Here is a 20,075-nt window from a genome sequence, read left to right on the forward strand (position 1 = left end):
CGACCCCGATCCAGCTCGGCCTACGGCCCTGAGCCGGGCGGCGCGGTGCTGACCGGGTAGCGGGCGCTCTCGAAGGTCCAGTCGACGGTCCCGCGCACCGCGTACGCGACCCCGTCGAGATAGTCGGCGACCGTCGTGTCCAACGCCGGCCCGAACGACGGCACCGCGGCCCGCAGCGCGACGAAGCGTCGCATCGCCTCCCGCCAGTGCTGGGCTGCCCGGTCGACCGCCTCCGCCTCCGACCCGGCCAGCTCGGCCTGGAGGGCGAGGACCAGGTTGTGCCCGCCGGCCGTCGCCCGGTCCCGGTCCAGCGAGGCCAGGTCGTTGTACCAGGAGAGCAGGTCGTTGCCGGTGCGGGCGATCTGACGCAGCAGCGGATGGTGGTAGACCGGGTCGGGCAGCGGGCGGCCCCTGACGAACTCCACCAGCGGGTACGACACCTCCGCCGCCGAGGTCGACCGACGCAACTCGACGTACTCGTCGACGCCGGGACGGCGGCCGGCTTCCTTGTTGACCGCCTCCTGCCAGGTGCCGTCGAGGTGCCGGGCGACCGCGTCGGCGAAACGCTGCCGCCACCGGGCCGGCATCCGGCGGCGCGGCTCCCGCCAGGCCAGCACCAGCAGTCGCCGCAGCGGGCCGGTCAGCCCGGTCTGCCGCAGCCGGGTGCCGCCGTGCAGCACCGCCAGCGTGCTGTCGCGCAGCGCCCGGATCTGCTCAGGGGTCAACCGGTTCGGCCCGTCGCAGGCGTCGTCGACCAGGAAGAACCAGGTGAACAGCGCGGCCAGCACCCGCAGGTCAGCTTCGCTCGCCTCCGGGTAGAGCCGTCCGGCGTACCGGGCGAAGGCCCCCCGGGACAGCCGGTTCAGCGCGGCGTCGTCCAGGGGAAAGCCAAGCTCGGGTAGCAGACCGAGCAGCCAATCCTGCACCCGGTCGGCGTGCGGTGGAAGCCGGGACGGGATCGGACATTCGGCACGCAGGGCCCGGAGGATCTCGACGGTCGTCACCGATGCCTCCTCCGCGAGATGGTTCCGGTGCGAATTGCCAGCGGCAGCATGCCAGGTCGACGAGGTGCGCAGGTACCCCGTCCGACATGTTCGACCCGATCATCCGGGGGTGCCCATCAGCGGACCGGTCGGACCAGGCAGGCTGGGGGTATGCGGGAACCATGGGTGGTCGGGGTCTCCGGTGCCTCCGGCACGCCGTACGCGGCGGCCGTCATCGGCGGACTGCTCGACGCGGGCGAGCCGGTGGACCTGATCGTGTCCCGGGCGGCACGACTCACCGTGCTCGACGAGACCGGCCGGCCCTTCCGTGACGGGCACTGGGCCGAGGACCTCGCCGCCTGGCTCGACCGGGACCTGACCGCGGCGGATGTGCGGCACTGGCCCGCCGGTGACCTGGCCGCCGGGCCGAGCAGCGGCTCCTACCGGGTACGCGGGATGGCCGTCGTCCCGGCCAGCACGGCGGCCTGCGCGGGCGTGGCGATCGGGCTCTCCAAGGACCTGTTGCAGCGCGCCGCCGAGGTCAACCTCAAGGAACGGCGTCCCGTGGTGATGGTTCCCCGGGAGACACCGGTGACCCGCAGCCACCTGGAGCACCTCCTGGCGCTGCACGACGCCGGCGCGGTGGTGCTGCCGGCCAGCCCCGGCTTCTACGGTGCCGGCGCGGCGGCCAGCGCGCAGCAACTGGTCGACTTCGTGGCGGGCAAGGTGCTGGACGCCCTCGGCGTCCCGCACACCCTGTTCCGCAGGTGGTCCGGCCAGCTCGGCGCAGCCCGAAGCTGAGCCGAAGCGGGACGCGGACCGGACTGGTGTCCGGTCCGCGTGGCGTTGTCCGCACCAGTTCAGTACATGCCGGCGTTGGCCGGACCCGGCCCCGTGGAAGCGGCCGGCCCCACATTGCGTGGCTTTCCGACCTCATCCACCTCGTCCAGCATGCCCTCCCCCTCAAGCAGGGCCCGCACCTCGGATTCCCGAAACCGGCGATGCCCGCCTGGAGTCCGGATGCTTCCTATCCGGCCGGCCGCCGCCCATCTCGTCACAGTTTTCGGGTCTACCCGAAACAGCGCGGCGACCTCACCCGGTGTCAGCAGGCGATCTCCAGTGTCCACAGCCCCCTCCTCGCGTCGACGAAGCCCCCGGCTGAACACACTGCCCCCGGCTGGTGCGTAGCCCAGAGCCGTCATGAGGGACGTATGGCAATTACAGCACCAGGGACAGGGCCTGTCCGCCCAAACGCGAAAAATGCACTGAGTGGGGAGTTAGTAATGTTACTGGTGCTACCTCTGCCTTGACCGGCGGTTTGCGAACAGTGACTCACCGCTCAGTCCAACAGGTGCCGAGGGGCGCACGTTACGCCTGAACGGTTAAGGTCACTCTCTGTGGACGCCATCGACCTGAGCCTCGTTGACCTGCTGCGCGGCAATGCCCGCCTCTCGTACGCCGAGCTGGCCCGACAGGTGGGCCTCTCGGCCCCGGCCGTGCACGAGCGGGTCGGCAAGCTGGAGAGCAGCGGGGTGGTTCGGGGCTACCGCGCGGACGTGGCCCCCGAGTCGATCGGGCTGGGCGTCACCGCGCTGATCGGCATCGTCGAGGACTCCGGCGCCGACAGCGACGACATGCTGGAGTCGCTGCGGGTGCTGCCCGAGATCGAATCCTGCTACTTCATGGCCGGCGTGGAGTCCTTCCTCCTCAAGGCGCGGGTCGGCACGATCGCCGAACTGGAGCAGTTGATCGTGCGGTTGAACCGGACGCCGGGGGTCGCCTCCACCCGTACCGCCATCGCCCTCTCCACGAAGTGGGAGAACCGCCCGCAGCCGGTCGGCCCGCCCGCGGCCTGACCGCCGCTGACCACCGCTGGCCAGCTTGCTACGTTTCCGACTGTGACTCATCTCGACCGGTGCGACGAGGCCAGCCGGACCTGGGTGACCGAGGCGATCGCCGCCGTCGAGGCGGACGCGAACCGGTCGGCCGACACCCACCTACTGCCGTTGCCGCTGCCCCGGGAGTGGGGGATCGACCTCTATCTCAAGGACGAGTCGTCACACCCCACCGGCTCGCTGAAGCACCGGCTGGCCCGCTCGCTGTTCCTCTACGGGCTGTGCAACGGCTGGATCGGGCCGCGCACCACGATCGTCGAAGCGTCGTCGGGTTCCACGGCGGTCTCCGAGGCGTACTTCGCCCGGATGCTCGGCCTGCCGTTCATCGCGGTGATGCCCGCCTCCACCTCCCCGGAGAAGATCGCGCAGATCGAGTTCCAGGGCGGCCGGTGCCACCTGGTGGACGACCCGGCCAGTGTGGTGGTCGAGGCCCGGTGGCTCGCCGAGGACTCCGGCGGGCACTTCATGGACCAGTTCACCTACGCCGAGCGGGCGACCGACTGGCGGGGCAACAACAACATCGCCGAGTCGATCTACGCGCAGTTGGAGTTGGAACGGCACCCGATCCCCGCCTGGGTCGTGGTGGGCGCCGGCACCGGGGGCACCAGCGCGACAATCGGCCGGTACGCCCGGTACCGCCGGCTCGCCACCAAGCTCTGTGTGGTCGACCCGGAGAACTCGGCGTTCTACCCGGCCTGGCTTGCCGCCGACTGGTCGGTACGGACCGGCAAAGGCTCCCGCATCGAGGGGATCGGCCGGCCCACCGTGGAGGCGTCGTTCCTGCCCTCGGTGGTGGACCGCATGGTCCAGGTGCCGGACGCGGCGTCGCTGGCCGCCATGCGCGCCGGATCGGCGCTGCTCGGTCGCCGGGTGGGCGGGTCCACCGGCACCAACCTGTGGGGCGCGTTCGGCCTGATCGCCGGGATGCTCGCCGAGGGTCGGACCGGCTCGGTGGTCACCCTGATCTGCGACCCGGGCGACCGGTACGCCGACACGTACTACGCCGACGACTGGGTGGCCGCCCAGGGCCTCGACCTGACCCCGCACCTGGCCACCATCGACCGCTTCCTGGCCAGCGGAGCCTGGCCCAGCTGAATCGGGTGCGCACCGCTCAGCGGGGCTCGAACCGTTCGGCCAGCCCGGGGTAGCGCACCACGTAGCCGCTGTCGTCCAGATCGATCTCGGCGGTGAAGGTGCCGCTGGCGAAGCGCACCCGACCCGGCCCGAGCCCGGTGTAGATCTGCTCGGCCGGCACCACCTCCAGGCCGGGCAGCAGCACCCAGGCGACGGTGATCCGGTGTGCCACGTCGGCCGGCTCGGCCGCCAACCGGAGCCGGTGCACCGGCAGGGTGTTGAACAGCGGTGAGCCGCTCAGGTCGACGTCGAGGGCGTCGACCAGCCGGTCCGGGTCGTCGGTGCCCGGCAAACCGGCCCGGGGATGACCGGCCGCGACCAGGGCGGCGTCCAGGTCGCCCTGCTCGGCGGTGGTCACCCGCCACCGGTCGGCGGCCCGCTCCAGCTTCACCCGCCGCAGCCAGCCGAGCCCTTCAGCCTCGACCTCGACCCGGGTGGTGGCCCAGTCCGGCGTGGTGGTCAGCTGGTACCGGGCGGTCCACGGGATCGGGTCCACGGCGAGCAGGGTGCCCCGGGCCGCCAACCCGTGGCCGTCGTCGAGCAGAACGTGCTCGCTGCCGGCGGTGTCCGTCCGGGACCAGAAGATTGACTTCGGCATGGTCGGCATGTGCCGGACGTTACGCGACCCGGTCGGCATCGGCAGGGCATGCGCGAACGCCGCCGCGAAGCCTGAGCTTCGCGACGGCGTTCGGTGGATCAATCAGTGGGTACGCGCCGGCGGTCGCCCGCCGAAACCGCGCCGGTCATCGCGCGGCCGGTCGTCCCGCGGCCGGTCATCGCGCGGCCGGTCATCGCGCGGTCGGTCGTCCCGGACCCGGCTCTCCGGGCGGAAACCACCCCGAGTGTCCCGGTCGCCGAAGCGCCGCTCGCCCTGCGCCCGGTCACCGAAGCGCCGGTCGCCGGTGGGCCGATCGCCCCGACCGTCCCGGTCACCGAACTGCGGCCGGTCACCGAACCGCCGCTCACCCTGCGGCCGGTCGCCGTGCTGCCGGTCGCCGAAGCGCCGCTCGCCCTGCGCCCGGTCGCCGTAGTTGCGGTCACCCTGGGGCCGGTCGCCGTAGCCACGCTCGCCGTGCGGTCGGTCGCTGTAGCTGCGGTCGCCCTGGGGGCGGTCGCCGAAGCGGCGCTCGCCGGTGGGTCGGTCGCCGTAGCGCCGGTCACCCTGCGGTCGGTCGCTGTAGCCGCGGTCGCCCTGGGGGCGGTCGCCGAAGCGGCGCTCGCCGGTGGGTCGGTCGCCGTAACGGCGGTCGCCCTGCGCCCGGTCGCCGTAGCCGCGGTCACCCTGGGGCCGGTCACCGTAGCTGCGGTCGCCCTGCGGTCGGTCACCGAAGCGGCGCTCGCCCTGCGGCCGGTCGCCGTAGCGGCGCTCGCCCTGCGGCCGGTCGCCGTAGCGGCGCTCACCGCCCGTGCGGTCACCGAACCGACGCGGGCCTCCGGCCCGGTCGTCGAAGCGGCGCGACCCGCCAGAGCGGTCGCCGTAGCCCCGGGGCTCCGCCTCGACGCGGACCGGGACGCCACTGGGCTCGCGGGCGCCGACCAGTTCGGCCAACGCCGCGTCGCCGACCCGGACCCGGGTCTCGGCCGGCGCGACGCCGGCCTTCTCCATCATCGCCAGGGTGGTGCGGCGCTGCTTGGGCAGCACCAGCGTGGCCACCGCACCCGACTCGCCGGCCCGGGCGGTACGCCCCGCGCGGTGCAGGTAGTCCTTGGGGTCCTTCGGCGGGTCGACGTGCAGCACCAGGGTGACCCCGTCGACGTGGATGCCCCGGGCCGCCACATCGGTGGCGACCAGCACGTTCATCCGGCCCTCACGGAACTCGGCCAGCGTCTTGGTGCGCATCCGCTGGGTCTTGCCGCCGTGCAGCCCACCGGCGCGTACGCCGACGGCCGCCAGCTGCTCGACCAGCCGGTCCACCCCGAGTTGGGTACGGGCGAAGACCATGGTCCGACCGTCCCGGGCGGCGATGGAGGCCGCCACCGGGAACTTCTCGTGCGGCGGGATCAACAGCATGTGGTGGTCCATGGTGGACACCGAGGCGGTGGACGGCGCGGTGGAGTGGGTGACCGGGTCGGTCATGAACCGCTTGACCAACGCGTCGACGTCACCGTCGAGAGTGGCCGAGAAGAGCAGCCGCTGACCGTTCGCGGGCGTCTTCGCCAGCAGTTCGGTCACCTCGGGCAGGAAGCCCATGTCGGCCATCTGGTCGGCCTCGTCGAGCACCGTGATCTCGACATCGTCGAGCTGGCAGATGCCCCGCTCGATGAGGTCGCCGAGCCGGCCCGGGGTGGCCACGATGATCTCCACGCCGCGGCGCAGCGCGTCGATCTGACGGTCGTACGGGACACCGCCGACGGCGGTCTTGAGGAAGATGCCGACAGCCTTGCCCAGCGGCACCAGGGCGTCGTTGACCTGCATGGCCAGCTCACGGGTGGGCACCAGGATCAGCGCGCGCGGGCGCATCGGGCGGGCCCGGTTGCGGTCGGCCAGCCGGGCGATCACCGGCAGGCCGAAGGCGAGCGTCTTGCCCGAGCCGGTCTGCCCACGGCCCAGCACGTCGCGGCCGGCGAGCGCGTCCGGAAGGGTGGCCCGCTGGATCTCGAACGGGCTGGTGATGCCCTGCTGAGCCAGCGCGCGGACCACCGGCTCGGGCAGGCCGAGGGAGGCGAAGCTGATCGGTTCGGCGGTCTCCGCCGGGGCGAGCTCGGCCTGCTCGGCGTCGGTCGCTGCCTGCTCGGCGTCGGTCGCCGGGACTGAGTTGAAAACGGACGTAACGGTGCTGGAGTCAGCAGAGGTGGTCAACAAAAGCCTTTCGAGCGGGGCGCATCTTCGCGATGGCCTGCCGCGGCTGTGCCGCCGGATCGCCCGCAAGATCGCCCAGGGGCGCGCACCACGCGCGCCGGGTCAGTGATCTCAGCCAGTGTACGGCGGTCCGGCGAAGCCGCCAGCCGGTTGTCCGACCGTAGTGGGCGGACTCACCATCGCCACCACTCGCTGGCTCACCCGCTGAGCACGCTGCCCACCAGACCGTCCAGGGCGTCGCCGGCCAGCAGGACGACCACGACGCTGATCGCCACCAGCAGCCCCAGTGCGGCGGCCAGGACGATCATCACCCGGGCGTTACTGGACCGCTCGGCCGGTGTGTCGGACCAGCCCTGGGCCAGGATGTGCCCGGTCAACGAGCCGGACGTCTCCACCGCGTTGGCGGGTATCGCGATCGTGGTGAAGCCGGCCCCCTCGCCGTTGCCGTAGACGGTGCCGGCCAGGTCGGAGCCGCCGTCACGCCGTCCACCGCGAGGGCCGGGCGTGTCCCGCCCGACGGAACCAGCCGGTGGGCTGCTCGACGGCGCGGTCATTCGGGAGGTGTCGGTGCTGTTCCGGGTCGACGACGGAGCCCCGGCGGTCGACGGTGGCCAACTCGGCAGCGCCGGCGCGGGCACCACCGGGGGCGGGGAGCCGGCCGTCCCGGTCCAGCCGCCACCGGACGTCGGGTGGGTCGCCCCAGCGGTGGACGGCCACCCGGCCGGCGGTGCGGAGACCGACGCCGTGGCCCGTACGCCGGGCGTGTCGGTCGTCGCGGGCGGCGGCGGGAACGGGGGTGCCGGCATCGGGCCGGGTGGGGCTGGTGGTGCGGGCACCGGCGGACCGGGTGGCGGCAGCGGCGGGCTCGGAACCGGCGGCGACGGCGGGCCCGGGATGGGCGGCACCGGCGCGGGCGGCGGGGTGGGCGGGCCGGGGACGGGCGGAACCGGACCGGGCGGCGGCGTGGGTCGAGGGCCGGGCGTCGGCGTCGGACCGGGCGGGTACGGGCCGGGGGCCGGCGCGGGTTCCGGTTCCGGTGGTGACGGCTGCGTCGGCCCGGGGCCGGGTGGCGTGGGCTCCGGGCTCGGCGGCGTCGGGGGTTGGGCCGGCTCCGACTCGGCACCCACCGGCGTGGCTCGGTAGACGCCGGGCGTGCTCTCGCGCAGGCCCGGGGTGCCCAGGACGGCGGCCGTGCCCCGGCTGCTGCTCGGCACCGTGGCGCTGGCCCGGGCCGGCGCGGGCGAGTCGTTCCGCTGCCCCGGCAACGACACGTCGGCTGGGCTGGCCGAGCCGGTCGCGCGGTAGGTGGTCGCGGTCACCGGAGCGCTGGCCGGCAGGTCACCGCGGAGGGCTCCGGCGGTCACGACGCTGGCGCGGGCGCGTACCGGTGTGGTGCCCTGGCCCGGGCGGGCGTCGACGGCCGCGGCCGACTCCCCGCCGCCGGTCCCGGAAAGGTCCACGGCGGCGTCCGTGCGCGCGGCCTTGACCACCGGCTCGTCCGTGCCGTCGGGTACGTCGTCCGTGCTGGCCGACGCGTCGTCCGTGCCGCCGGGTGCGTCGTCATCGGCATCGATCGGGGCGACCGGTGCGGTGCCGCTGTCGGTCGGGCTGGCCTCGCTGTCGGTCGGGCCGCCGTCGGCCGGGTCAACGTCGCCGGCGGTCGGGCTGCTGTCGGCCGTGCTGGCGGTGTTGGCGGCCACCGGGTCGGCGGTCTCCGGCCCTGGTGGGCCGGCCTGGTCGACCAGGGGGTCGACAGTCTCCGCCGGATCTCTCTGCTCGGCCATTTCCGCCCTCCGCGCCATGCTCGCACCCGGACCCGTGACGTCGAGTCGGATGTGCCTGGTTGTCACGGTGCCACAGATCTTCCCGAGCGGACAGCCGGAACCGGTCGTGGCGGATCAGCCCTCGGCGTCGGGGCTGCCCGTCGGGCTGCCGCTGCCCGTCGCGCTCGTGCTGGCCTTCGGCGTGGTCGTCGGAGACGTGCTGGTCGGCGCGGTGGTCGGGGCCGAGGGCAGGGTCGTCGGAGTGCTGCTCGGCGTGAGGCTCGGGTTGTCGCCCGGGGTGTTCGACGGCGTCGGTGTGGCGCTGCCGGTCGGCGTGGGCGTCGGGGTGGTCGTCAGGGTCGGCGTCGGCGTCGGGCTCTGGGTGGGCGTCGGGGTGGCGGACCCGGTCGGCGTCGGCCTTGGCGTCGCGCTCTTCGTGGGCGTCGGGGTGGGCGTCGGTTTCGGGGTCGACACGGGCGGGGTCGGGTTGGTCACGACCGGCGCCGGCACCGCCCCGATCACCCGGGTGGCGGCGTACAGCCGGGACCAGCGGACGACCGAGATCTTGACGACGTCGCCGGTGGTGGGGGCCTGCACCATCTTGCCGTTGCCGATGTACATGGCGACGTGGTGGATCGTCGTCCAGCTGCTGCCCGAGGCGAAGAAGAGCAGGTCGCCGGGGAGCAGCGCGCTCTGCGGAACGGTCCGGGAACGGGTGGCGGCGTACTGGTCGCGGGAGACCCGGGGCAGGTCGAAGTAGTCGGCGCCGGGGGACCGGTACGCCGCCCACATCAGGCCGGAGCAGTCGAACTCGTCCGGCCCCTCCTCGGACCACTTGTACGGGTCGCCGAGCTGGGCGAGCGCGTATCGCACGGCGGCCAGTGCCCGGGGGTGCGCGGCCATGCCGCTGACGCTCTGGTTGGTGACGTAGCCGGCACCGATCTGCTGCTCGGCGGCCTCCTGCTGGCGCTCGATCTCGATCAGCGCGGCGGCGTTGTCGCGGCGCAGCTTGAGCAGGCTCGCCTCGGCGGTGCGCAGCGCCGCCTCACCTGCGGTGAACTCCGCCTCGGCGGCGGCGAGCAGATCCTTGGCCTCGGTGTGCTTCTGGTACGCGGCCTGCTCACCGGCGCGGGCGCGGGACAGCTCTCCGGCCACGCCGGTGGTGCCGCCGTCGACCTTCTCGCCACGGGTGATCTGTTGGAGGCGGCTCAGCCCGCGGATGTCCTCGGCGAGGTCGCCCGGCGGCAGCGCGGCGGCTTCCTTGATGGCCTCGGCGGCGGCGGTGTCGGCCGTCTGCTGGGCCCGCAGCAGCGCGTCCTGTGCGGTCGCCAGCGCCTTGCCGGCCGCGGTGAGCTGCGCCTGCGCGTCGACGCGTTTCTGCTGGCTTACCAGCAACGCCTCGCCGAGCGCGCCGACCTGAACCTCGCCTGCGGAGATCGCGGCGGCCAGCGGGCCGTTGCCGACGGTGACCACCGGCGGGACGGGTACACCGGCGACCGGTGCGCCGCCGGGAAGCTGAAGCGAGCCGGTGACCGCCGGGCGCGAGCCGGTGTCCGGCACGGTGCTCGGCACGGCGGGCTCCGCGTAGGCGGGGGTGGCCAGCACGGCTGCGGCGATCGCCCCGAGCAGGGCGGCCCAGAGCTTCGGACGCAGGACCGGCGAGATCACCGGGCTCCGCCGTCGCTGCCGTCGCCCGCGCCCGCTGTAGACCATTCCGCTCCCCGTCCGACTGCTCCTCGCCGCGCTCGGTGGGCGCGACCGTCGGGACGGTACCAGTGTGTGTGTTCCGCCCCACCTTGTTACTACCGCACCTCGCCACTCATGTCGATGCGTTGTCGGGTTACGGGAGGCTGAGAGTCTGGTGAAGTGGGTCGCTGGCGGCGACCGTGCCGCCGGGCCCGTCGGGGTCGCGACGTACGCTCGATCCGGACCGCAGGTGGAAGGGACGTGCCATGGACGCCGGACTCAAGCGTGAGCTCGAAGCGAAGGTGTACGCCGGTGAGCGGCTGACCCGGGAGGACGGGGTCGCCCTCTACGAGAGCGACGACCTGACCTGGCTGGGACGGCTGGCGCACCACAAGCGCACCGAGTTGAACGGCGAGCGGGTGATGTTCAACGTCAACCGGCACCTCAACCTGACCAACGTCTGTTCGGCGTCCTGTGCGTACTGCTCCTTCCAGCGCAAGCCGGGCGAGAAGGACGCGTACACGATGCGCATCGACGAGGCGGTCCGCAAGGCCAAGGAGATGGAGGACGAGCAGCTCACCGAGTTGCACATCGTCAACGGCCTGCACCCCACGCTGCCCTGGCGGTATTACCCCAAGGTGCTGCGCGAGCTGAAGGCGGCGCTGCCGACCGTCAAGCTCAAGTGCTTCACCGCGACCGAGGTGCAGTGGTTCGAGAAGATCAGCGGCCTGAGCGCCGACGAGATCCTCGACGAGCTGATGGACGCCGGCCTGGAGTCGCTGACCGGTGGTGGCGCGGAGATCTTCGACTGGGAGGTCCGGCAGCACATCGTCGACCACGCCTGCCACTGGGAAGACTGGTCGCGCATCCACGCCCTGGCCCACAGCAAGGGCATGAAGACCCCGGCGACGATGCTGTACGGCCACATCGAGGAGCCCCGGCACCGTGTCGACCACGTGCTGCGGCTGCGGGAGTTGCAGGACGAGACCGGTGGCTTCGCGGTCTTCATCCCGCTGCGCTACCAGCACGACTTCGTCGACTCGGCGGACGGCAAGATCCGTAACCGGATCCAGGCGCGCACCACGATGGCCTCGCCGGCCGAGTCGTTGAAGACGTTCGCCGTCTCCCGGCTGCTCTTCGACAACGTGCCGCACCTGAAGAACTTCTGGGTGATGCACGGGCTGTCGGTGGCTCAGCTCTCGCTGAACTTCGGCGTGGACGATCTGGACGGCTCCGTCGTCGAATACAAGATCACGCACGACGCCGACTCGTACGGCACTCCGAACACCATGCACCGCGACGACCTGCTGAACCTGATCTGGGACGCCGGTTTCCAGCCCGTCGAGCGGGACACCCGCTACAACGTGGTCCGGGAGTACGACAAGGCTCCGTCGTTGGCGCAGCGGCGCGCCGAGCCGCAGCAGGTCTGGGCCTGAGTCGCCACGTACCCTCGCAGGCGATGACCGAGCAACGAGGACCTGAGCAGCAGGGCGGGTTTCCCCGCCGGGACGCCGAGGGGCGCATCCGTACCCTGGGCGATCTGCTCGGGGTGTGCCTGGCCGGCCTGGTCATCGGCGTGCTGGCATTGGTGCTGTTCGACTGGGCGTTCGCGTCGGTCGGGGCCGGCGACTTCGGGCACACCAACGGTTGGCTGGCGGTGATCCTGCCGGCCTGGCTGTTCTGGGACGACTTCCGGGCCTGGGAGTTCGGCGCGGCCCGGGTGGTGGCGGCGGTGGTCGCGGCTGCCGTCGGGGTGTTCGTGGGGCTGCTGATCGCTGGTCTGGGCGCCGGTTTGCCGCCGCTGCTCTCCGGCGCGTTGGCGGCGGGGGCGTTCACCGTGGCGTACGCGGCCGTCTGGTTCCCGGGCGTCCGTTGGCTGGCCCGCCGGACCGGTTGACCACGACCGCCCGCCGGGCGGTTCGACCCTTCCGCCGGGTGGCGGGCGACGGAGAGAACGGAGTGGTGCAGGTGAGCGCCGCGCTCAAGTACACGCTGGGCCGGATCGGGCTGTTCGTCGCCGTGCTGGCGGGCCTCTGGCTGATCGACATGAACGTGTTCCTGAAGCTGATGCTGGCGCTGGTGTTCTCCGCCGCGCTCTCGTTCTTCCTGTTGCGCGGTTGGCGGGACGAGATGGCCGGGGAGATCGCCGAAGCGGCCGAACGCCGCAAGGCGGAGAAGGAACGCCTCCGCTCCGCCCTGGCCGGCGAAGACGAACCCCCAACCCCCACCACCCCTCCCACCGACTCATCACGTTGATCAAGAGGTTTGCGTCACCGGAGACGGAATCCGTGACGCAAACCTCTTGATCACCAGCGCAGGGTTCGGGGTGGGGAGGGGTGGGGGTTACCAGTTGGTGGAGCCTGGGGCCTTGGGCCAGGGCTTGGAGATGGGCTTGATCAGGTAGGCGATGCCGCCGGAGCCGCCGGAGACGCCGCCGCTGGCGTTGGTGCGCTTGGTCCGCAGCCAGATCTGCTCGAACTGCGCACGCTTGTAGACGTTGCGCACCACGTCGTTGCTGGACGAGGCGGGGTCGTTGACGATCACGTCGCCGTCGGCGGTGAAGCCGACCACCACGAAGAGGTGCCCCGACGTGCCGTAGTTCGCCCCGTCCAGCTCACTGGCGAGGAAGGACTGACTGGTCACGACGGGGATGCCGGCGGCGATGAAACGCTCCAGTTCGTCCAGCGAGTGCAGCCGGGTCACCCGGCCCTCCAGCCCGGGGAAGCTGGCCGCGTACGCGGTGTTGAACGGCCAGTTGCCCGCGCCGTCGTACGCGTAGTCGAAGGTCATCCGTGCGGCGTGGTTGACCGTCGGGTCGGGGTAGGTCGGGTCCACCCAGGAGGTGTCGGCGGCCGACGGTTTCCGGCCCCAGTACTCGACGACCATCTCCGTCGAGGTGGGTGAGCACCACGCCTCGCCGCCGCCGTCGTACTCGGGGTAGTGCCCGGCGTGCACGTTCTGCGAGTAGCGCGGCACCGGCAGCTCCCGGCCCCAGGCGATGTGCCCGGCGCTCGGCGGCACGGTGAACCGGTCCGGCACGGTGGAACTCATCGCGCCGAGCATCCGGACCACCGGCGCGGCGGTCTGCCCGGGTGCGCGGTAGAGGGTCAGCTTGAGCTGGTACGACCGCAGCAGTACCCCGGCGGTGGCGTCGTCGATGCTGAAGGTGTCGGTCCAGATCGTCGACCAGGGGTCGCCCTGGCGGTTGACGCTGGTCCGCTTGATGTCGGTGTCGCCGGACGCCCAGCGACCCAGGACGTACCACGGGGTCTGGTCGCCGCTGGTGTAGTTGCCCTGCATCTCGACCTGGATCCAGGTGCCGGCGGGGGTTTCCGCGTTCCAGGAGGCGATCAGTTCGGTGGCGTCGAACCCGATCCGGGTCACCGGCGAGGTCCAGGTGCCGTACTCCCAGGTGCGGGTGACGCCGCTGTGCGGATCCGCGTACTCGACGGTGCCGGCCGGGCGGGCCAGGGTGATGCCCGCTCGGGCGCCGGGCACGACGCGGGTGCCGGCCTGGCTGCCCCGGTGCCAGTCGGCGGGCCCGGACCAGTCCTGGTAGGTGATCTGTTCGTCGTGGGCGGGCGCGGGTGGGTGGGCCGCGATCGCGGGCGTGGCGGTGCTGAGCAGGGTGAGCGTGGTGAGGCCGGCGAGGGCGGCCGCGCGCAGGCGGGATCTGGCCATGGGTGCTCCGCGGTGTCGAGGGGGATCGTCGCTGGTCAGTTTTCCGCTTGGAGGGAAGTTTCGCCAGATGTTGATGAGTGGAAAATCATTGCCGCCGTGATGATCCACCTGGGATGCATAAGACAACGATCAATATTGATATGACCATGTGACAGGTGGTGAAGTGTGCTTCACCGAGCGGGATCTCCCGCCCATCGAGGAGGTAGTCCATGGCCCTCCGCACGCCCATCCCCTTCCGCCGCGTCCTGGTGCTCGCCGTCGTCACCGGACTGGGCATCGTCACCGTCGCCGCCGGTCCGGTCGCCGCCCGACCGGCGCCGGAGCGCACCGCAGAGCAGGCCGCCGCCAGCTACCGGGTGCTCGGACCCCGGACCCTCGCCGACCGCAACGCGGTGGCCCGCACCGGAGCGGCCATCGACTACTCCGAACACGGGGTGCTGCACATCTCGGCAACCGCGGCCGAGGCCGCCGAGATCGGCAAGCTCGGCTTCCGGCTGGAACCGCTCGCCCCGCCGCCCAACGCCGAGCGCGGCGCCGGCGAGATCGGGACGCAGGCCTTCCCGCCGGCCGACTCCAACTACCACGACTACGCGGAACTGACCGCCGTCGTGAACCAGGTCGTCGCCGACCATCCGGCGATCGCCCGCAAGATCAGCATCGGTTCGTCGTACGAGGGCCGCGACCTGATGGCGGTGAAGATCTCCGACAACGTCGGCACCGACGAGAGCGAACCGGAGATCCTGTTCAACTCCCAGCAGCACGCCCGTGAGCACCTGACCGTCGAGATGGCGATCTATCTGCTCAACCTCTTCACCGACAGCTATGGCAGTGACTCCCGGGTCACCAACATCGTCAACAGCCGGGAGATCTGGATCGTGCCGACGGTCAACCCGGACGGCAGCGAGTACGACATCGCCACCGGGTCGTACCGGTCGTGGCGCAAGAACCGGCAGCCCAACAGCGGCTCGTCCAACGTGGGCACCGACCTGAACCGCAACTGGGGCTACAACTGGGGATGCTGCGGCGGCTCGTCCGGCAGCACCTCGTCGGAGACCTACCGGGGGCCCTCGGCGTTCTCGGCCCCGGAGACGCAGGCGCTGCGCAACTTCGTCAACAGCCGGGTCGTCGGTGGCGTACAGCAGATCAAGGCCAACATCGACTTCCACACGTACTCGCAGCTGGTGCTCTGGCCGTACGGCTACACCACGGCGAACACCGCGACCGGGATGAACGCCGACCAGTACAACACCTTCGCCACCATCGGTCAGCAGATGGCGGCCACCAACAACTACACCCCGGAACAGTCCAGCGACCTCTACATCACCGACGGCGACAGCATCGACTGGATGTGGGCCACCCACAACATCTGGGCGTACACCTTCGAGATGTACCCGGGCTCGTCCGGCGGTGGCGGCTTCTACCCGCCCGACGAGGTGATCCCCGCGCAGACCTCGCGCAACCGGGAGGCGGTGCTGATCCTCAGCGAGTACGCCGACTGCCCGTACCGGGCCATCGGCAAGCAGGCGCAGTACTGCGGCGGTGGTGGCACCACGGTCTGGTCGGACACCTTCGAGACCGCCACCGGCTGGACCATCAACCCGTCCGGCACCGACACCGCCACCGTCGGGGCGTGGGAACGTGGCGCCGCCCAGGCGACCACGTCCTCCGGCGCCAAGCAGCTCACCCCGTACGCCGGATCCAACGACCTGGTCACCGGTCGGCTGGCCGGTTCGTCGGCCGGTGACTACGACATCGACGGCGGAGTGACCAGCGCCCGGTCCCCGGCGGTGCCCCTGCCGTCGACCGGCACGCTGACCCTCTCCCTCGCCTGGTACCTGGCGCACGGCTCGAACGCTTCGTCGGCGGACTACCTGCGGGTGAGCGTGGTGCACAACGGCGGCACCACCGTACTGCTCACCCAGACCGCCGCGGCCACCAACCGCAACGGGAGCTGGGCGGTCGCCAACCTCAACCTCACCCCGTACGCCGGCCAGTCGGTCCGCGTGCTCGTCGAGGCCGCTGACGCGTCCGGGGCCAGCCTGGTGGAGGCCGCTGTGGACAACGTCACCATCACGTCCTCCTGATCGGGTGGGGCCCCGTCCCGCCCCGGCGGGGCCCCACCACCCGGTTCCGGGCCTCCAGATCCGGGACATATCCCTCGGGCGGCGCGGTTCGGCCGATCGGTCGGCGTTGATCGCCCCTTGATCGATCCGGCCCGCCCGGGCAGTGCGCTACCGTCTTAGCGACCAGTCCGCAGCGAAGCCGGTGCGAAATCCGGCGCTGTCCCGCAACTGTGATGCCCCACCGGTCGGTGGGGACGAGCCAGGTCGCCTACGGATCGGTCGCGAAACGCGCTCTCGAGGAAGGGCGCCTCGTGGGCGGGCGTACGAAAGTCCCTGTCGGCGAAGCACCACACTCCTCGACCGACAGGAGGCCCCATGTTCAGACGTACCCCTCGACTCTTCGCGGCGACCCTCGCGGTCACCGCGCTCGCCCTCGGCGCCTGCGCCGAGAAGGCCGACGACCAGCCGAGCACCGGCACCGCAGCCGCCGCCTACCCGGTCACGGTCGGCGCGCTCACCCTCGACAAGCGCCCCGAGAAGATCGTCGTGCTGTCGCCCAGCGCCACCGAGATGATCTTCGCGATCGGTGCCGGCCCGCAGGTGACCGCTGTCGACGACCAGTCGAACTACCCGGCCGACGCGCCCAAGACCGACCTGTCGGCGTTCCAGCCGAACGCCGAGGCGATCGCCGGTAAGAACCCCGACCTCGTGGTGCTCTCCGACGACCGCAACAAGGTCGTCGAACAGCTCGGCAAGCTGAAGATCCCGGTGTACCAGACCCCGGCGGCGACCACGCTCGACGACTCGTACCGGCAGATCACCGAGCTGGGCAGGCTGACCGGGCACGCCGACCAGGCCGCCGACGTGGTCACCCGGATGAAGGACGACATCGCCAAGCTGGTCAAGGGCCTGCCCCAGCGCGCCGAGAAGCTCACCTACTTCCACGAGCTGGGCCCGGAGCTGTACAGCGCCACCAGCAAGACCTTCATCGGCTCGCTCTACAGCCAGGTCGGCCTGACCAACATCGCCGACGCGGCCGACGCGGACGGCAAGAACGGCGGCTACCCGCAGCTGTCCCAGGAGATCATCGTCAAGGCCGATCCGGACTTCGTCTTCCTGGCCGACGCCAAGTGCTGCCAGCAGAGCCTCGACACGGTCAAGGCCCGCAGCGGTTGGGCCGGGCTCACCGCGGTGAAGAACAACCAGGTCGTCGCCCTGGACGACGACATCGCCTCCCGCTGGGGCCCGCGGGTCGTCGACCTGCTCCGGGTCATCATCGACGCGGTCGCCAAGGTGCCCGCGTGACCGTCGTCCGTCGGTGACCGGGCCGCGATCCGCGGCCCGGCAGGCCGGGCCGCGACAGGTGGCCCGGCCTGCCGGACTGCGCAAGCGGTGGCTGGTCGTGGGGTTGCTGGCGGTGCTCGTCGCGCTCGTCGCCGGGGTGTCGCTCGGCCCGGTCAGCCTGCCCCCGGGCAGCGTCGCCGCCGAGCTGCTCAACCTGCTTCCCGGGGTGCACCTCGACAGTGGGCTGACCGAACGCGAAGTCGCGATCATCACCGAGCTGCGCCTGCCCCGCGTGGTGCTGGGCCTGCTCGTCGGCGGCCTGCTCGCCCTCGCCGGTGGGTGCTACCAGGGGGTGTTCCGTAACCCGCTGGCCGACCCGTACCTGCTGGGGGTGGCCGCCGGCGCCGGCCTCGCGGTCACCGCGGCGATCGCCCTCGGCGGCGCCGGCCGGGACGGCACGCTCTCCGGGTTGCCGATGACCATCCCGCTGGCCGCGTTCGCTGGTTCACTGCTCGCCGTGACGATGACCTACGTGCTCGGCGCGGCCGGCGGGCGACGCGGGTCACCGGCGATGCTGATCCTGGCCGGGGTGGCGGTCTCCGCGTTCCTCTCCGCCGGGCAGACGTACCTCCTGCAACGACACGCGGACAGCATCCAGCCGGTCTACTCCTGGCTGCTCGGCCGGCTGGCCACCGCCGGTTGGCACGACGTGCTGCTGGTGCTGCCCTACGCGGCGGTGACCACCGTGGTGGTGCTGCTGCACCGCCGCGAGCTGGACGTCCTCGCGGTCGGCGACGACGAGGCGAAGAGTCTGGGCCTGCACCCGCAGCGCACCCGGTACCTGTTGATCGCCGCCGCCTCCCTGGGCACCGCGGCGGCCGTCTCCGCGACCGGGCTGATCGGCTTCGTCGGCATCATCGTGCCGCACACCGTCCGGCTGCTCGCCGGGTCCAGCTACCGGGTGATCCTGCCGATGTCGCTGCTGTTCGGCGGCGCGTTCCTGGCGCTGACCGACGTGGTGGCCCGCACCGCCGCCGCCCCGTCCGAGGTGCCGATCGGAGTGGTGACCGCCCTGCTGGGCGGCCCGTTCTTCGTCCTCGTGCTGCGGACCGCCCGGCGGGTGCTCACGTGAGCCGCGAACCCGCCGTCGGCGAACCCGCTGTCGGCGTGCCGGCTGTCGAGGTGCGCGGGCTCCAGGTCGCCCTCGGTGGCACACCGATCCTGACCGGCGTCGACCTCACCGTCGCCGCCGGCGAGTGGGTCACCGTGATCGGCCCGAACGGCGTCGGCAAATCGACCCTGTTGCGGGCCGTCGGCGGCCTGCTGCCCGCGCCGGGGGCGATCACCCTGTTCGGTACGCCGAGCGCCGCGCTGCGTCGTCGGGACCGCGCCCGGGTGGTGGCCACGGTGGCACAGTCCCCGGTGGTGCCACCCGGTATGTCGGTGCTGGACTACGTGCTGCTCGGCCGTACCCCGTACATCCCGACCCTGGGCCGGGAGTCGACCGCCGACGTCGACGCCGTCCACGAGGTGCTCGGGCGGCTGGACCTCACCGGCTTCCATCGTCGCGAGCTGGCCACCCTCTCCGGGGGCGAACGGCAGCGGGTGTTCCTGGCCCGCGCGCTCGCCCAGGGCGCGACGCTGCTGCTGCTCGACGAGCCGACCAGCGCGCTCGACATCGGCCACCAGCAGGACGTGCTCGAAGTCGTCGACCAGCTTCGCCGTGAGCACGGCCTGACCGTGCTGGCCACGATGCACGACCTCTCGCTGGCCGGTGAGTACGCCGACCGGATGGTGATGCTCGCCGGCGGTCAGGTGGTGGCCGCCGGGACGCCACCGGAGGTGCTGACCGAGGAGTTGCTCGCCACCCACTACCGGGCCAGCGTGCGGGTGGTCGCCGGTGCCCACGGTCCCCTGGTGGTCCCCGTCCGCCCCACCCGCGCCTGAGGCTGCGGGGTCGGGGTGGTCGGGGTCAGGGGCCCAGGTCGATGACGGAGAAGAGGGCGCCCTGAGGGTCGCGGAGGGCCGCGAAGCGGCCCGCCGGGTTGTCCCGGGGCGGAACCAGGATCGTGCCGCCCAGCTCGGAGGCGCGGGCCGCGGCGGCGTCCGCGTCGGCCACCGCGAAGTACACCGTCCAGTAGGCGGGCAGGTCGGCCGGGAAGTCGTCGGCCAGCGGCGGCATCATCCCCGCGACGATCTGCGTCCCGAGCCGCCACCCGGTGTACGTCATCGTGCCCACCGCCTGGTCGTCGGGCTGCCAGCCGAACACCAGCTCGTAGAAGACCTTCGCGCCCTCGGGATCGGGGGTGACCAGCTCGTTCCAGCTCATCGCACCCGGCACGTTGAACACCTCGGCACCGGCCATGGCCAGCGGCTGCCAGACGCTGAAGGTGGCACCGGCCGGGTCGGCGAAGACCGCCATCCAGCCCCGGTCGAAGACCTCGAACGGGGGTACGACGACCTGCCCGCCGGCCCGTTCCACCCGGCCCGCCACCAGTTCGGCGTCGTCGGTGGCGAGGTACGTCGACCAGATCGGGATCTGGTCCGGGATCGCCGGCGGGCCGGCCCCGGCCACCGGCTTACCGTCGAGCAGGAAGACCGTGTAGCCGCCCGCCTCCGGCTCCGGCGTGACCTGACCGGTCCACCCGAACAGCTCCGGGTAGAAGCGCCGGGCGTCGGTCAGGTCCGGGGTGGCCAGGTCGGCCCAGCAGGGCGTACCCGGCGGGACGGTGCTCACGTCAAGACCCCTCTCGGCCCGGGCGGCCACGGCGACCCCCTGCCGGAAT

18 protein-coding genes and 1 riboswitch are annotated in these 20,075 nt (G+C 72.1%); of the genes, 10 read left to right on the top strand and 8 right to left on the bottom strand.

The genetic code is table 11. From position 1 onward, the window contains the following. Window positions 1–20: 20 nt before the first annotated feature. Window positions 21–1,004, bottom strand: a complete 984-nt coding sequence (locus EV382_RS26940; protein ID WP_130406381.1) for a terpene synthase family protein — start codon at window positions 1,002–1,004, stop codon at window positions 21–23. Between the two features lie 150 nt (window positions 1,005–1,154). Between EV382_RS26940 and EV382_RS26945 the strand changes: the two genes are divergently transcribed. Further along, window positions 1,155–1,784, top strand: coding sequence for a UbiX family flavin prenyltransferase (locus EV382_RS26945; RefSeq protein ID WP_130406383.1), 630 nt, complete (start codon window positions 1,155–1,157; stop codon window positions 1,782–1,784). A 59-nt stretch (window positions 1,785–1,843) separates the two neighbouring features. On the opposite strand, the gene EV382_RS26950 is transcribed toward EV382_RS26945, so the two are convergent. Further along, complete coding sequence (locus EV382_RS26950) at window positions 1,844–2,110, bottom strand: BldC family transcriptional regulator (protein WP_007454516.1); 267 nt, start codon at window positions 2,108–2,110, stop codon at window positions 1,844–1,846. Window positions 2,111–2,380: 270 nt separating this feature from the next. Here EV382_RS26950 and EV382_RS26955 point away from each other — a divergent pair, with 270 nt between their 5' ends. After that, window positions 2,381–2,839 (top strand): Lrp/AsnC family transcriptional regulator, encoded by a 459-nt coding sequence (locus tag EV382_RS26955; RefSeq protein ID WP_091395696.1) that lies wholly within the window; start codon window positions 2,381–2,383, stop codon window positions 2,837–2,839. 42 nt (window positions 2,840–2,881) lie between these two features. Continuing rightward, a complete protein-coding gene (gene cds1, locus EV382_RS26960; RefSeq protein WP_130406385.1) occupies window positions 2,882–3,973 on the top strand; it encodes an L-cysteine desulfhydrase Cds1 in 1,092 nt (363 codons plus the stop codon). 16 nt (window positions 3,974–3,989) lie between these two features. Here the strand turns inward: cds1 and EV382_RS26965 are convergent, their stop codons facing one another. The 4 genes from EV382_RS26965 to EV382_RS26980 form a co-directional block, all read right to left on the bottom strand. Beyond that, entirely contained in the window at window positions 3,990–4,610 is a 621-nt protein-coding gene (locus tag EV382_RS26965) for a putative glycolipid-binding domain-containing protein (protein ID WP_130409231.1), read from the bottom strand. 102 nt (window positions 4,611–4,712) lie between these two features. Next, window positions 4,713–6,686, bottom strand: a complete 1,974-nt coding sequence (locus EV382_RS26970) for a DEAD/DEAH box helicase (RefSeq protein ID WP_244236999.1) — start codon at window positions 6,684–6,686, stop codon at window positions 4,713–4,715. Window positions 6,687–7,009: 323 nt separating this feature from the next. After that, window positions 7,010–8,596: a hypothetical protein gene (locus EV382_RS33610; RefSeq protein WP_244237023.1), complete on the bottom strand. Its 1,587-nt coding sequence runs from the start codon at window positions 8,594–8,596 to the stop codon at window positions 7,010–7,012. 114 nt (window positions 8,597–8,710) lie between these two features. Beyond that, entirely contained in the window at window positions 8,711–10,288 is a 1,578-nt protein-coding gene (locus EV382_RS26980) for a C40 family peptidase (protein ID WP_130406389.1), read from the bottom strand. Window positions 10,289–10,527: 239 nt separating this feature from the next. On the opposite strand from EV382_RS26980, the gene mqnE reads away from it, so the two are divergent. From mqnE to EV382_RS26995, 3 genes are all read left to right on the top strand, one after another. Beyond that, window positions 10,528–11,697, top strand: coding sequence for an aminofutalosine synthase MqnE (mqnE, locus tag EV382_RS26985; RefSeq protein ID WP_130406391.1), 1,170 nt, complete (start codon window positions 10,528–10,530; stop codon window positions 11,695–11,697). Window positions 11,698–11,720: 23 nt separating this feature from the next. After that, the gene (locus EV382_RS26990) at window positions 11,721–12,158 is read left to right on the top strand and encodes a hypothetical protein (RefSeq protein ID WP_130406393.1); all 438 of its coding nucleotides are present in this window, start codon (window positions 11,721–11,723) and stop codon (window positions 12,156–12,158) included. Between the two features lie 71 nt (window positions 12,159–12,229). Further along, window positions 12,230–12,517 (top strand): DUF4229 domain-containing protein, encoded by a 288-nt coding sequence (locus EV382_RS26995; protein WP_130409235.1) that lies wholly within the window; start codon window positions 12,230–12,232, stop codon window positions 12,515–12,517. An 87-nt stretch (window positions 12,518–12,604) separates the two neighbouring features. Here the strand turns inward: EV382_RS26995 and EV382_RS27000 are convergent, their stop codons facing one another. Further along, window positions 12,605–13,942: a C39 family peptidase gene (locus EV382_RS27000; protein WP_130406395.1), complete on the bottom strand. Its 1,338-nt coding sequence runs from the start codon at window positions 13,940–13,942 to the stop codon at window positions 12,605–12,607. A 209-nt stretch (window positions 13,943–14,151) separates the two neighbouring features. On the opposite strand from EV382_RS27000, the gene EV382_RS27005 reads away from it, so the two are divergent. The 4 genes from EV382_RS27005 to EV382_RS27020 all read left to right on the top strand — a co-directional run bounded on the left by EV382_RS27005 (window position 14,152) and on the right by EV382_RS27020 (window position 19,236). Continuing rightward, the gene (locus tag EV382_RS27005; protein ID WP_130406397.1) at window positions 14,152–16,026 is read left to right on the top strand and encodes a M14 family metallopeptidase; all 1,875 of its coding nucleotides are present in this window, start codon (window positions 14,152–14,154) and stop codon (window positions 16,024–16,026) included. Window positions 16,027–16,203: 177 nt separating this feature from the next. Beyond that, window positions 16,204–16,269, top strand: a riboswitch (cobalamin riboswitch). Between the two features lie 111 nt (window positions 16,270–16,380). Further along, entirely contained in the window at window positions 16,381–17,310 is a 930-nt protein-coding gene (locus tag EV382_RS27010; RefSeq protein ID WP_130406399.1) for an ABC transporter substrate-binding protein, read from the top strand. 13 nt (window positions 17,311–17,323) lie between these two features. Further along, a complete protein-coding gene (locus EV382_RS27015; RefSeq protein ID WP_130406401.1) occupies window positions 17,324–18,421 on the top strand; it encodes a FecCD family ABC transporter permease in 1,098 nt (365 codons plus the stop codon). Then, window positions 18,418–19,236 (top strand): ABC transporter ATP-binding protein, encoded by an 819-nt coding sequence (locus tag EV382_RS27020; protein WP_130406403.1) that lies wholly within the window; start codon window positions 18,418–18,420, stop codon window positions 19,234–19,236. The genes EV382_RS27015 and EV382_RS27020 overlap by 4 nt, the downstream gene beginning before the upstream one ends. A gap of 25 nt (window positions 19,237–19,261) precedes the next feature. Here the strand turns inward: EV382_RS27020 and EV382_RS27025 are convergent, their stop codons facing one another. Further along, complete coding sequence (locus EV382_RS27025; protein WP_130406405.1) at window positions 19,262–20,026, bottom strand: VOC family protein; 765 nt, start codon at window positions 20,024–20,026, stop codon at window positions 19,262–19,264. Between the last annotated feature and the right edge of the window lie 49 nt (window positions 20,027–20,075).

Origin of the sequence: Micromonospora violae (assembly GCF_004217135.1) — a bacterium.
Classification (GTDB): Bacteria; Actinomycetota; Actinomycetes; order Mycobacteriales; family Micromonosporaceae; genus Micromonospora; species Micromonospora violae.